This is a genomic window from Proteus sp. MB838, assembly GCF_054767435.1.
Genome location: NZ_BAABMO010000004.1, coordinates 67,732 through 81,744 on the forward strand (window position 1 = coordinate 67,732; position 14,013 = coordinate 81,744).

The window sequence follows — 14,013 nt, forward strand, 5'->3', positions numbered from 1 at the left end:
GAATGAAAACTGTTTTGTAGACTGTAGCGATATGGCTACTTTCATTTTAGAAAGTAGCCATCGATAAACTTATTAGTTAAAGAAATAATTAATGAAAGTATTACCTAAGGTGTAGAAAACCGCTGAGATTGCAATCAGACCCATGATAACAACAAATACGTTGCTAATATGGCCTTGATATTTTTTCATCGCTGGTACTTTACGGATAGCATACATAGGCATTAAGAACAGTAACATTGCGATGATTGGGCCACCCAGTGTTTCAATCATACCAAGGATGCTTGGGTTTAATGTTGCAACGATCCACGTTGTAACCAACATAAACAGAGCTGTGATTTTGTTTAAACGATCTTTTTCGACATTCTTACCAATTCCGCGCATCCCTTTGATAATTAAGCCATTGAAACCTTCACGAGCCCCTAAATAGTGACCTAAGAAAGATTTAGTAATCGCAACAAAGGCAATGAAAGGTGCAATGTAAGCGATAACGGGTGCTTCAAAGTGGTTAGCAAGATAAGACAGAATACTGATGTTTTGCTCTTTTGCTTCTGCTAAATTTTCTGGTGTTAAGCTAAATACGCAGCTAAACACGAAGAACATAACAGTGATCACCATCATGATATGAGCATAAGCTAAGATGCGTGAACATTTTTTCTCTGCATTGTCACCGTACTCTTCGCGTTTTGCCACAGCAAAAGCAGAGATGATTGGTGAGTGGTTAAAAGAGAACACCATCACAGGGATAGCTAACCATAAGGTTACTAACAAGCCTTGGCTCATACCAGAAGTTGAGGCGTGATCAAAAGAGAGCGTATCAAGAATGGCACCATTCCATTCAGGAATGAGGTATAAAGCAAGTACCATCAAGATGGCAACGAATGGGAATACTAAGACACTCATTGCTTTAACGATAGCTTGTTCACCAAAGCGAATGATACACATAATACCGACAATCAGTACCAGTGATAAAATCGCACGAGGTGGTGCTGTCATATGCATTTGGTGAACAATAAAGCTTTCTACCGTATTAGTGATAGCGACACTGTAAACCAACAAGATAGGATAAATAGCAAAGAAATAGAGCAGAGTGATTAATACACCTGCTGTTTTACCAAAGTGTTCTTCAACCACTTCAGTAATATCTTCACCTGGATTTTTACCTGATAGCACAAAGCGACACATACCACGGTGTGCAAAAAAGGTCATAGGAAAAGCAAGTACTAACATAATCAACAGAGGAATTAAGCCACCAATCCCGGCATTGATAGGTAAAAACAGAACGCCAGCACCGATAGCTGTACCATACAAACCGAGCATCCATACTGTGTCTGACTTACGCCATGTTTTGTAATCACTTTGGGTATTACCCTGTGCGATAGAACCAGCTTTGGTTGTATCCATAATACTCTCCGAAATAACGCGGTAAAAAAATAATGAAAAATAAAGTGAGTCATTGCCTTTTTACAAAGCAATCACTGCATAAATTTTATTATGAATAAATGAGCGCATTGAGTGCCTGGTGTTATCTCAATATCTTCAATTACCACATACTAAAAAAGCTAGATTTTAAAAGAATAAAAATCTTCTAAAATTTGAAAAAATATTCAATAAGTTTATATCTAGACTTTAGATGGGCAGAATATAGTGTTTTTCAGGATAAACTACCGTGATCACCATCTCAAATGCTAAATATAACTAAAAAATCGCTAAATGTAACATTTTTTATACTTTGTGCTTTTTGTGTGCTGTTTATAAACATTTTGAAATGGTTTTCCAAAATTGTTTATTTTTTAGAATAAAATTAAATATAGAAATATTCATATGTTAATGATTATTTTTCCTGCTTTCTATTTTTTATAAAATAGATGATTTAAATCAATGAGGTTATTTTTATTTACATTTAAAACATTATTTTAACTTTATGATATGTTGATTTATATATAAAAAATAAATTTTGTGACTTGGCTAAAAAATCACTTAAAAGCCTATAGAAATAAAAAAATATGATTATTTATTAATGGTCTTCTACTGTTTGATAAAATAGTTATCTCATTATTTTATCAATAACAGAAATATTGTTTATATTTGGTACAATATTCCTGTTAATAAAATCATAAAATATTTTATTTCTAGTGAATATAAAAACTTCATTTTGATTAAAATAACAACGAAATTATTTTTTGGACAAAAAATATAATAATAGAGAATATTTTTATTCATATATTAATATATAAAATCTTTATTTATTTATATTAAATAGCAGAAAAAGACAATAAAAAAGACCACATTAATACTGTGGCCTTTTGCGGTTGTTTCTTATCCTAATAGGATTAAGCTTTTGTCCAACCTTTGCGAATAGGATATGCAAAGCAGAGTTGATAAAGCTGGTGGATCGCTTTTTGTAACTTTTTCCCGCCTTGTGACCAAAGTATTTGGCTTAATGCACAAGAGAGGAGAGCAACAATAAATGCACCAACCATATCTATTGGCCAATGGACGCCAAGATAGATACGAGCCCAAGCAATCGCAAGACCTAAAATAAGCATCAGCATGCCAATGCGTTTACTGTTATGCCAAAAAAGATAAGCCAGTGCGATAGTAAACACGAAAGTACCATGATTACTAGGGAAGGAAGGCGTTGCCTCATGATCAAGGAAGTTATAACCGATATTGGCTGCAAAAGGGCGATCATGGGGAGCTATCATACCGATAAACCAAGAGATAGAGAGGGCAATAATCAGAGCGACCCCAGCCTTACAAGCTAAAGTCCTTTGCTGATCAATATGTTTTTCATTTCCCCATAGCCAATAGAAAGCTAAAGACAGAGGGAACAAGTAAACCAAGTATTTAGCAATAAAGATCGCGACATTAATCTCTAAAGGGGAGGCCGAAGGGGTTGCATTCATCAATGAAAATACGGCTAAATTGAGTTGTTCCAGCAAAGTAAGCTCCATATATATCGTGCTGATAGGCAATGTTTATGGTACATAATCAGTCAATCCCACAAGGTTAAATGAGGCTGTGCGCAGGGTAAAGAGTAATTTTCTTATTTAATTGTGCTTTTTTTCAAGAATTGTCAGTTTTTTTTCGCTGACTGACTGAATTAACTAAAAAAACACTTTACCCTTGAGTAATTGCACTTTTTTATCTATCACCCATATGTTTAAAGGTATTAATCAATGTGGTTTCAAAAAGAGATTTTACTTCAAGCAAAACCGAGAGGATTTCATTTAATCACACAGGCACTGTTGCAAGAATTACCCGAACTCAGACAATACAAAATAGGTATTGCTCATTTTTTTATTCAACATACTTCTGCGTCATTAACCATTAATGAAAACGCCGATCCGACTGTACGCAGTGATTTTGAAAGTTTCTTTAATCGCTGTGTGAAAGAGCATGAAGCTTATTATCTTCACACTTATGAAGGCAGTGATGATATGCCAGCCCATCTTAAAAGTAGTTTACTTGGTCAGAGTGTGTCGGTGCCTATTTGCCAAGGGGAATTAAATTTAGGTACATGGCAGGGGATTTATTTAGGTGAACATAGAGATCACGGTGGGCGTCGACGTATTGTGGTGACATTACAAGGAGAGTGTTACTGAATTTTAGGCAATAAAAAACCCGACAGTTATTTCACCAAAAGGGGTTGAAACTATCGGGCTCCTCAATATTTGGGGACATCAAAGAAAAGCAGTGGCACTAATTCAGACTACGAGTTAAAAAGAAAGTTCGCCAATTAATGAAAAAAATTAGAAATATTTTTAGTAAGTGGTCTGAAAAGGGAAAAAACAACGGAGAAAGTAGTAGGTAAAAAAGAATGAAAACGCTAAAATACATTGATAAATAAAGTATTTTAGCGTTTTAAAAATTAGTTATAGATGCCTAAATGCTCTTTCGCATAAGCTTCAAAATCTGTGCAGCCACCAATGTGTTTTTCATCAATAAAAATTTGTGGCACAGTTTCAACTGGTTTACCGACAGTTTTTGATAAGTCTGCTTTGGTAATACCTTCAGCTTGAATATCCACATAGCGGAAATCAAAGTCATCACGTTTTTCAGACAAGGTTTCAGCAAGTTGTTTAGCTCGGACACAATATGGGCAACCAGGACGACCAAAAATTACAACAAACATACGACACTCCTTATTGAGGAAATAAATTCAGGCATAATAGTCTTTATTTGTGAATACTATGCCTTTTTATTCGAATAAACAAAAACAGTTATTGCCTTTTAGTGTAATAAATTATATCAATTTGCTGAATCATGATATAGGACTAGTGCAAGGTGATGAACGGAGACAACATGGAAAAGCCCTCTAAACGGGATATGAAAACACTATCAGATATGCCAAAGCCAATTATTATTATTGAACTAATTGGTATTGTGCTATTGGTTATCGCTTACTTATATATTAATCAATATATGACTTCACCGGAATGGTTAACAACCTATACAGGGCAATTGACCTTGGTTGTTTTAGGGGTGCTTTGTATGATCCCACCTGCAATACATATCGTTTGGCGAGCGATCTATCGTTTAACCTTCTTAGGTATTGATACTAAGGCAACTGAAAATAAAAAGAAAAAGCCACATAACGAAAAATAAATACAGTTTTATATCATGATGAGTGAAAGAGGCTAGGTGACTTAGCCTCTTTGTCACTTGACTTTATTTGTGGCGTTTTTCTATTTATTACTGCCTTCTGGTGAAAAAAGTGGCAAAATAACGTCAATGCAGAAAAGCACTCTTATTTTTAGCGCGTAAAGGTTATTTAATGGACGCTGTTGTTACTATCGATCTGGATCAGCTGAAATCTTGGCTGGATGAATTACAGATTGCTTTCTATGAATGTGACTCTTGTCAGGCGTTACATTTACCTCATCTTCAATATATCAATGGTATTTTTGATGCTAAAATTGATGTGCTTGATGATGTGCTTGTTTTTACCGCTATTGCTGAATTAAAACCATCAGCGATAGTGCCTGTTATGGCAAATCTTAGTCAAATTAATGCAAGTTCCCTATTTATTAAGACGTTCCTAGAAATTAGCGATGAAAACTTACCGAAATTAGTTTTGAGCCAATCTTTACCTATTGCTGTGGGACTATCATTTAATCAGTTCGAGCTGTTTTTACATAAGGCTGAAGAGCAGTCAGCAGAAGTGATCAGTGAGATCTTTAATAATGATTTTCTGTATGGCGAAAGACAAGAAAATGAAGAAGATGAAGATCTAGACATAACATCATCATCAACAGACTCTTCATATACTGTACATTAATTACTATCTATAACGGTCACAAAATCTTATGCAATGCGCACGCTCCAGTGCGGGTGATTGCCACTCTTGTGGGTGGCTTTCTCTTGCTTATTCCGAACAAATTAATCAAAAACAACATAATCTATTAGACTTATTGCCCAAAAACTACGCGTTTACTCAATTAGCGCCGGTAGAAAGCCAACAAGTTAAATTTCGTAATAAAGCGAAAATGGTAGTAAGTGGTAGTGTCGAAAAACCGATTTTAGGGTTACGTAAACCAGAGGGGGAAGGTGTTGATTTATGCCAATGCCCACTCTATCCCGCTTCTTTTGAACCGGTTTTTCCAATATTAAAAACCTTTATTGCCAAAGCAGGATTAGTGCCTTATAACGTGGAACGTCGTCGAGGCGAGCTAAAGTTTATTTTATTAACAGAAAGTCGCCACAATCACAGCATGATGCTACGTTTTGTGCTGCGCTCAGAAAAAAAAACTGGCGCAACTTCGCCAAGCATTACCATGGTTACAGGCTCAATTACCCCAATTAGCCGTTATTTCGGTGAATATCCAACCTGTCCATATGGCGATATTGGAAGGTGAGCAAGAAATTGTATTAACAGAGAAAACCTTTTTAGATGAATATTTTAATGAGATTCCGTTACATATTCGCCCGAAAGGTTTTTTTCAAACCAATCCCGATGTTGCCGCGTCACTGTATGCAACGGCAGGGCATTGGGTCAAAGAGTTGCAGATAAACCGGTTATGGGATCTCTTTTGTGGCTCAGGGGGGTTTGGCTTACATTGCGCACAAAAAAACACGGAATTAACAGGCATTGAGATTAGTCCAGAAGCGATTGAATGTGCACGTTTATCCGCCAATGAATTAGGGTTAGAGCATGTAGAATTTCAAGCGCTGGACTCTACTGGTTTTGCTTTAGCAAAAGAGTCTGTTCCTGAATTAGTACTGGTTAATCCGCCACGACGAGGTATTGGCGAAACGTTATGCGACTATTTAAATAGTATGAAGCCTCGTTTTATCCTCTATTCCAGTTGTAATGCTCAAACGATGGCAAAAGATATACAACAACTTTCTCATTATCGTATCGATAGAGTACAACTGTTTGATATGTTCCCTCATACTGCTCATTATGAAGTGTTGACGCTCTTGGTTTTACAACAAAGTTAAACGCTCATTTAATCGCAATAACATATTATTGCCGTTAACGCTTGATAATTTTAACAGCACAACTTAATAACCCCCAAAGCGGTTGTTCAACTTTGGGGGTTAATTTTAAAGCAAAAAACGTGGTGTAATGATTTAAGTAGCACTAATCACGATGTTCAAAAGCTAAGGCTTTCTTCTCAATTAATCTCATTAACAGTGTCAGTATTCCATTGATAGCTAAATAAATAATGCCTGCAGCAACAAATACCATCACATCATAATTTTGCCCAAAGACTTGTCGGCTATAACCGGTTAGCTCAAGTAAAGTGATAGTGCTAGCAAGAGAAGTACTCTTGAAAATCAGCACCACTTCATTGGAATAAGAAGAAAGGGCGCGTTTAAAAGCATAAGGTAAGATGACATTCGCTGTTTGTAATGGCGACATACCTAAAGCTTGGCAGGATTGCCATTGTCCAGCAGGTATCGCCCTGACTGCACCGTGGAAAAGGAGTGTTGAATAAGCCGCACTATTTAATGCTAATGTCACCATGGCGCAAAACCAAGGTGTGGATAATAATTCCCACAACAGAGGATATTCTTTTAATGAGGGGAATTGTCCTGGTCCATAATAGATTAAGAAAAATTGTACCAACAAAGGTGTGCCAGTAAACAATGTAATATAGACTTTTACGATAGGTGAAATAACAGGGACTTTTAATGCCAAAATAAAAGTCATTAATACCGATAACGTAAAGGCGACTAAGAGCGCAACAAAAGTCAGTGATAAACTGGTCGGTAAGCCTGGTAAAATATCAACAATATAATCCCACATTATGAGGCACTCCGTTCAAATCGGGTCGTTCTCATCTCTAACCATTTCAGAATATATTGGCTGACTAATGTAATGGCTAAATAGATAAGTGCCACAATGCTATACCAAGTAAAAGGCTCTTGAGTACGATTGGCAATACTCTGGGTTTGTAGCATTAAATCATTAACGCTAATTAATGAGACTAAAGCGGTATCTTTTAAGAGCACTAACCACTGATTACCGAGTCCGGGTAACGCGTGACGCCACATTTGAGGCATGATAAAGCGGAAAAAAATGGTGATTTTTCCCATACCCAATGCCTGTCCTGCTTCCCACTGTCCGGTTGGCACGGCTTTTAATGCACCACGTAAAGTTTGTGAAGCGTAAGACGCATACAGAAGTGAAAGGGCGATAACACCACAATAGAAAGGTAAAGATTCAGTATCACCAAAGTCAAATTGTAAGGTGAAAGGACCTAATTCAATACCATCCATGAGCATCATGACACCTTGTAAGGTGCCATAATAGACAAAAAGAACCACCAGCATTTCTGGCAGTCCTCTAATTAGTGTTACCCAGCAAGTTCCTAGAAAAGCAAAGGCTTTCCACTTTGCGGATTCCCACGCAGTAAACAGCATGGCTAGAACTAATCCGATAATAAGAGCAGAAATAGCAAGTGTGACCGTAGTCACGGTCGCACCTGCTAGCGTTGTTATTTCATTCATTTATTAAGCTATTGTTGTTATTAACTATAATTATTCAAACCATTTTTTATAAATGACATCATAGGTGCCATCGGCTTTTACTTCAGATAATGCTTTGTTTAATTTATCTTGTAAATCAGCATTACCTTTTCTTACTGCAATAGCAAGGCCTGTACCAAAATAGTTAGGATCAGTGACCTTATCACCGACAATGCCTAATTCCGGATTCTTTTTCAGCCATTCATTAACCACAGCGGTATCACCAAAGATAGCCTCGATACGACCATTTTTTAGGTCTAACACGGCATTTTGGTAACTGTCATAAGGCACCGTTTTCATCTCTTTATGTTGTTCATTGATGAATTTCTGATGGGTTGTCCCATTTTGGACACCAATTTGCTTGCCTTTTAAACTTGCAACATCGGAAATTTTACCTGTCACGGTGATAAAGACCGCTGAGTTGTCATAGTAAGAATCAGTAAAATCTACCTGTTTTTGACGCTCAGGCGTAATATCAATTCCCGCCATTAATGCGTCAAAACGACGGAATTTTAAGCTAGGAATTAAGCTATCAAATGATTGATTGGTAAAAGTACATTCAGCATTAATTTTTTCACACATGGCATTTGCTAAATCTACATCAAAACCAACGATTTGATTGTTTGCATCAATCATTTCAAATGGAGGATAAGTTGCCTCAGTAGCAAAACGAATAGTCTCTTTATCAGCCGCTGTTGCAGAAAGTGTAATACTGGTCAGAAGTGCTGCAAATAATATTTTTTTCATTGTCAGATCCCGATTTAGTGTGACAAGTAATTAGCAAAAGCTTCCGTTTGAGGGGCAGTGAAATGATGATTATCACCTTGCTCTATAATACGGCCGTTTTCCATATATACAACTTTGCTTGCGGCTTTGCGCGCAATTTCAACTTCATGGGTCACAATAACTTGTGTGATCCCAGTTTCAGAAAGCTCTTTTATGATATCAACAACTTGAGCCGTAATTTCTGGATCAAGTGCTGCCGTTGGTTCATCAAATAACAGTACTTGAGGCTCCATCATTAATGCTCTTGCAATGGCAACACGTTGCTGTTGTCCACCGGATAAATGCAGTGGAAAACGTTGTGCATAATCACTTAAACGTAAACGCTCAAGTAATTTCATCGCTTTTTCTTTAGCTTGCGGTTTTGCCAAGCCTAATACACGACAAGGTGCTTCAATTAAATTATCAAGAACCGTTAAGTGTGGCCATAAATTATATTGCTGAAAAACCATGCCAACATTTTGGCGTAATGTACGAATCGCTTTCGCATTCGGTTGCTGGCCAAAATCAAAATGTAGACCAGCAATGTCTAATTCACCAGAACGAGGCATTTCTAATAAGTTTAGAACCCGCATTAGAGAGCTCTTACCCGCACCACTTGGTCCTAACAGAACCATTGTTTCACCAGCAGAACATTCTAGATTAATATCATAGAGTGCTTGGTGCGAACCGTAGAAACAATTTATATTTTTTAATTGAATACTCATGCGTTTTTTTTGAATAGTCATTAACTGTTTCAAATGATAAAACGATGAGAATAATTATGCAACTAATAGTGCATAAAAAATTGCTTTTTTTACTTAAAAATGGATATTAGGACGATTACTCGGGCTTTTTAGGTGAATTTTTATCCAATCTATAGGCGCAAGTTGAGATGGTTTGAGCCATACCTTTAAAAATAAATAAATGGGCTGGCATCATGGCAAACCAATAGAGTAAACCACTAAAACCAGCAGGATGCCACCAAGCACGGACATCTAATGAGCGTAGGTTACCACTATCGTGAATAGTAAAAGAGAGGCGCCCTAAACCGGGGGCTTTCATACCGAAGAGTAAAGTCAGTTGTTTTTCAGGCTCTAACTTTATTACCCGCCAACCATCAATCATATCACCTAGCGCTAGCGTTTCACGCTGAGGGCGCCCATAAGTGACGTTGTTGCCGACAAGATCATCTAATAAAGCACGCGTTTTCCATAATGCATTACCATAAAAATAACCTTGTTCACCACCAATTTGCTGAACGACATGCCAAAGTGCCGCCGCACTTGCTGGTGTTGACACTGTACATCCGGCATTTTTGGGATAATAGCCATAGCCGGGTTTCCAACGGTTACGTACTTCAGGAGAGTAACCCCAATCTTGATCATCTAAAGCCGCTTCTTCATCTGCGAGTGTTTCTCTGACTGCGTCATCAAAAGAAATTAACTTTTGTGGGATCAGCTTGCGTAAAGAGGCATCTTTAGCGGGAAGATCGTATTTAAGCCCTTGGATAAGCTCCTTGGCGATTGAAGTGGGAACTGAAGTTATTAGACTAATAAACCCAGCAGAAATAATACTGGCGGGGATAGGTAAAGGGATCAGTAATCGTTTTTTGCCGGAGATGTTAATAAAGCGCTCAAAAAGTGTTTGATAGCTAATATATTCAGGGCCACCGGCATCAAAAATGCGGTGTTGATGGGTTGGGTGATGAATAATTTCTGTTAAATAGTAAATTAAATTTTTTAACGCAATAGGGGATGATTTTGAACGCACCCAACGCGGCGGGGTTAATATCGGTAAGTTATATACCATATCTCGCATGATCTCAAAAGCGGCCGAGCCGGGGCCGACAATCATAGAGGTGCGGATTTCCGTCACAGGAATAGAGCTGGTTCTAAGTACTTCTCCCGTGAGCTTGCGGGCAACAAGATGGGGAGAGTAGGGTTGATCTTTATGTTGGAGCGCACTTAAAAAAATAATTTGTTTAACGTCACTCTCTTCTAAAGCATCTACGACGTTCAATGCCGCTTGGCGCTCTTGTTCGATAAGGTTATGGGCATCTCCCATACTGTGTACAAGGTAATACACAATATCCGTATTACGGATGACATCTCGTAATGTTTTGGGATCGTGTAAATCAACAAATACACAGCGTGTATTTTGCCACCCTTGCGACATCATCCAATCGACTCTACGAGCACCGGCGGTGACTTGATGGCCTTGTGCTATTAAGGCAGGAATAAGATTTTGTCCAATATGTCCACTGGCACCTAATACCAATACACGCTGTTGATTCATCGTTAACCCACTGTAAGAAAAGACGTAATAATACTATTGTTACAAAATTTTCTATGAAGTAAAGAACGCCATTAAGATTGGTGTGACCAAACTTAATACGAAGCCATGCACAATTGCAGCAGGAACTATGGCAACCCCTCCGCTGCGTTGTAATACAGGTAGCGTAAAGTCCATAGAAGTTGAACCACAAATACCTAATGCCGTATTTCTATAACGATTAACAATAATGGGAATTAGCATGATGGCGGCTAATTCACGCATTAAGTCATTAAAGAAAGCGGTACTACCAATTACCGGGCCAAACGCATCGGTTAATACGATCCCCGATAAAGAATACCAACCATAACCAGAGGCTATCGCTAATCCCATTTTTGTGGGTAATCCGAGTAAATAAGCTGCTAATGCACCACCTGCAAGGGCACTTATTGCCATCACTATTGCAATGGTAGTACCGCGACGATTAATTAAGATCTGCTTTGGACTCATGCCACTATTACGTAATTGTAGACCAACAAGCCATAATAAAAAGATAAGTGCGCCTTGGCTGGCTTGAGATGCATAACCAAAAATTGACCATCCGGTTAAACCGACAAAAAAACCTACTACCACTACACCACAAAGTTGTAGTGATTCGAGTACCATTTTGATACGTGAAGGGGGCTTAGCTTGTTTATGTGCAGGGACATGCCAAGGATCTTTTTTATCCAGCAACCATAAAAACAGCAGATTGGCACCAAAAGTACAGATAAAGAAGACACTGGCATAGGCAAGGATAGAAAATAAATTTTCACCAATATTATCTAACATGGCTAAGCTAACCCCCATTAAAAAGAGGATCACATAGACCATTGCACTAAGTAAACGGTTAGCCAATTGAAGCAAAGGGCGATTGTTTAACTTAATCAAATACCCTATAAACAGGGGCAATAGGATAATCAATAACCCTGATAGCATTTCTATTCCTTACTGAGTGTTGTCAAAATCATAAAATAAACTAATAACGCGAATTGCATTATAACATTTGCTAATAGTTATGTGGATATAGAAACCGCGATAAGTTGAAAATTTTTATTACAGAAGAAGAGCCTAGCACGATCTGATTAATATAGCCTTAATTGTTTGAAAAATGAGCTAATTAGTTATGTGTCGAATAGTTGAGTAAATTTTATTACGCTCATGAGGAACTGTGTTTTAATAAAAATAAGTCATTAAGTAAAATTATTATCAGAAAGCGTATAAAGTTGATAGAGATGCAATAGATGAACCATAACAACTGAGTTGCGACCTGAGAGGGAATTTATGTATTTAGAAAGAGTGGAAATAGCAGGATTTCGGGGGCTTAATCGCCTTTCTCTCCCCCTTGATATGAATACGGTTTTGGTTGGCGAAAATGCATGGGGTAAAACTTCATTACTTGATGCGTTAACCTTGAGTTTGGGGATCGAAACTTATCAATATGCTTTTACAGCAGAAGATTTTCATCGTTTACCTAATGAGCCAGAAAACAGTAAAAAAAACCTACAAATTATTCTGACTTTTACCGAATCACGTCCTGGTCGTCATCGCTCGTATCGTTTTCGTAAATTAGCACCCGTATGGATAGCTAATGGGGACGCTCGTAAGCATATTTATTACCGTATTAGTGCAGAATTAGATGAGCAGCAAAATGTCAAAACCTTTCGTTATTTTCTGGATAAAGAAGGTAAACAGATCCGTTTAGCGAATGGACAGACCAAAGCGATTATTGCTGAAATTGTGCGCCTTTATCCAGTATTGCGCTTACAGGATGCGCGTTTTATACCTAATTTAACAACAGAAGTTATTGACTCTCATAATGAGCCTCATCGTGAAGCATTTAATAATAAGATGAGTGAATTAACGAAAGCATTAATTAATAACCCAGACAATTTATCAGATGAAGATTTACGTGAAGGGTTAGATGCAATGCAACAGTTATTAGGACACTATTTTGCTGATCACGGTGCGCTACTGTTTAAATCTCATTTGAAACATCGCAAAGTCAGTGAGCCACATATTCGAGGATGGCATGCACTAGAAAATATTAATAAGATTTTAGCGAAACCTAATCAGCGCAATATTCGTTTAATTATCTTAGGTATGTTCTCTTCTATTTTACAGTCACGAGGCAGTGTCGAACTTGATCCTTACGCAAGACCGATAGTGATTGTAGAAAACCCTGAAACTCGCTTACACCCTATTATGCTTTCTGTGGCATGGGGATTATTAAATCTCTTTTCTTTGCAACGCATTACGACAACCAATTCAGGGGAGTTACTCTCCTTAGCACCACTACAAAGTGTTTGTCGATTAGTACGTGATACAGATAAAGTTGCCGCTTATCGACTTGGCGACAAACAACTTCATGCAGAAGAAGAGCGTCGTATCTCTTTTCATATTCGTTATAACCGACCTTCTGCACTCTTTGCTCGTTGTTGGTTATTGGTCGAAGGGGAAACGGAAATCTGGCTAATGAACGAATTAGCCAGACAATGTAACTACTTCTTTGAATCTGAAGGGATCAAAGTCATTGAGTTTGCGCAGTGCGGACTTAAGCCACTGTTAAAGTATGCTACCTATATGGGTATAGAATGGCATACGTTGGTTGATGGCGATGAGGCGGGTAAAAAATACGCCGCCACCGTTAAAGAATTTGCCGCAAAAAGAAATGATGCGGAGCGTGACCGATTAACACGGTTGCCAGCATTAGATATGGAACACTATTTATATAAAGAAGGTTTTCGCAATGTCTATCATGAGGTTGCGGGTGTTCCTGATAATGAAAAATGGCCAGTAAGACGTGTGATCATAAAAGCGATACAACGTTCATCAAAGCCTGATCTTGCCTTAACGGTTGCTAATAATGCTGCACAACGAGGTATTGATGCTATTCCTACTTTATTAAAGGTGATGTTTTCTCGGGTAGCATGGCTTGCGAGAGGAAAAGCCAATTAAGTC

13 protein-coding genes and 1 pseudogene are annotated in these 14,013 nt (G+C 37.8%); 5 read left to right on the forward strand and 9 right to left on the reverse strand.

Annotated features, from left to right (window positions below):
- Nucleotides 1–72: 72 nt before the first annotated feature.
- The gene (locus ACYUCW_RS02860; RefSeq protein WP_004244537.1) at nt 73–1,401 is read right to left on the reverse strand and encodes an HAAAP family serine/threonine permease; all 1,329 of its coding nucleotides are present in this window, start codon (nt 1,399–1,401) and stop codon (nt 73–75) included.
- A 929-nt stretch (nt 1,402–2,330) separates the two neighbouring features.
- Nucleotides 2,331–2,942: an undecaprenyl-diphosphate phosphatase gene (gene ybjG / locus ACYUCW_RS02865; protein ID WP_004247606.1), complete on the reverse strand. Its 612-nt coding sequence runs from the start codon at nt 2,940–2,942 to the stop codon at nt 2,331–2,333.
- A 237-nt stretch (nt 2,943–3,179) separates the two neighbouring features.
- Between ybjG and ACYUCW_RS02870 the strand changes: the two genes are divergently transcribed.
- Nucleotides 3,180–3,605: a secondary thiamine-phosphate synthase enzyme YjbQ gene (locus tag ACYUCW_RS02870; RefSeq protein WP_004244540.1), complete on the forward strand. Its 426-nt coding sequence runs from the start codon at nt 3,180–3,182 to the stop codon at nt 3,603–3,605.
- A gap of 266 nt (nt 3,606–3,871) precedes the next feature.
- Here the strand turns inward: ACYUCW_RS02870 and ACYUCW_RS02875 are convergent, their stop codons facing one another.
- Entirely contained in the window at nt 3,872–4,135 is a 264-nt protein-coding gene (locus ACYUCW_RS02875; RefSeq protein WP_004244541.1) for a GrxA family glutaredoxin, read from the reverse strand.
- A gap of 170 nt (nt 4,136–4,305) precedes the next feature.
- On the opposite strand from ACYUCW_RS02875, the gene ACYUCW_RS02880 reads away from it, so the two are divergent.
- The 3 genes and pseudogenes from ACYUCW_RS02880 (at nt 4,306) to rlmC (ending at nt 6,444) form a co-directional block, all read left to right on the forward strand.
- Nucleotides 4,306–4,608, forward strand: a complete 303-nt coding sequence (locus ACYUCW_RS02880; RefSeq protein ID WP_004247610.1) for a YbjC family protein — start codon at nt 4,306–4,308, stop codon at nt 4,606–4,608.
- Between the two features lie 169 nt (nt 4,609–4,777).
- Entirely contained in the window at nt 4,778–5,281 is a 504-nt protein-coding gene (locus ACYUCW_RS02885) for a type III secretion system chaperone family protein (protein WP_012367695.1), read from the forward strand.
- Between the two features lie 28 nt (nt 5,282–5,309).
- A pseudogene (gene rlmC, locus ACYUCW_RS02890) lies at nt 5,310–6,444 on the forward strand (23S rRNA (uracil(747)-C(5))-methyltransferase RlmC).
- A 142-nt stretch (nt 6,445–6,586) separates the two neighbouring features.
- On the opposite strand, the gene artM reads toward rlmC, so the two are convergent.
- The 6 genes from artM to ACYUCW_RS02920 form a co-directional block, all read right to left on the reverse strand.
- Nucleotides 6,587–7,255: an arginine ABC transporter permease ArtM gene (gene artM / locus ACYUCW_RS02895; RefSeq protein ID WP_004244548.1), complete on the reverse strand. Its 669-nt coding sequence runs from the start codon at nt 7,253–7,255 to the stop codon at nt 6,587–6,589.
- Nucleotides 7,255–7,959: an arginine ABC transporter permease ArtQ gene (artQ, locus tag ACYUCW_RS02900; RefSeq protein WP_004244549.1), complete on the reverse strand. Its 705-nt coding sequence runs from the start codon at nt 7,957–7,959 to the stop codon at nt 7,255–7,257. Before artQ ends, artM begins: the two co-directional genes overlap by 1 nt.
- A 30-nt stretch (nt 7,960–7,989) precedes the next feature.
- Nucleotides 7,990–8,724, reverse strand: coding sequence for an arginine ABC transporter substrate-binding protein (gene artJ / locus ACYUCW_RS02905; protein WP_004244550.1), 735 nt, complete (start codon nt 8,722–8,724; stop codon nt 7,990–7,992).
- Nucleotides 8,725–8,738: 14 nt separating this feature from the next.
- Nucleotides 8,739–9,467 (reverse strand): arginine ABC transporter ATP-binding protein ArtP, encoded by a 729-nt coding sequence (gene artP / locus ACYUCW_RS02910; protein WP_012367698.1) that lies wholly within the window; start codon nt 9,465–9,467, stop codon nt 8,739–8,741.
- Nucleotides 9,468–9,582: 115 nt separating this feature from the next.
- Nucleotides 9,583–11,037 (reverse strand): DUF2867 domain-containing protein, encoded by a 1,455-nt coding sequence (locus ACYUCW_RS02915; protein WP_107337105.1) that lies wholly within the window; start codon nt 11,035–11,037, stop codon nt 9,583–9,585.
- Nucleotides 11,038–11,088: 51 nt separating this feature from the next.
- Nucleotides 11,089–11,991, reverse strand: a complete 903-nt coding sequence (locus ACYUCW_RS02920; protein WP_004244553.1) for a LysO family transporter — start codon at nt 11,989–11,991, stop codon at nt 11,089–11,091.
- Between the two features lie 345 nt (nt 11,992–12,336).
- Between ACYUCW_RS02920 and ACYUCW_RS02925 the strand changes: the two genes are divergently transcribed.
- Nucleotides 12,337–14,010: an ATP-dependent nuclease gene (locus ACYUCW_RS02925; protein ID WP_004244554.1), complete on the forward strand. Its 1,674-nt coding sequence runs from the start codon at nt 12,337–12,339 to the stop codon at nt 14,008–14,010.
- Nucleotides 14,011–14,013 lie beyond the last annotated feature (3 nt).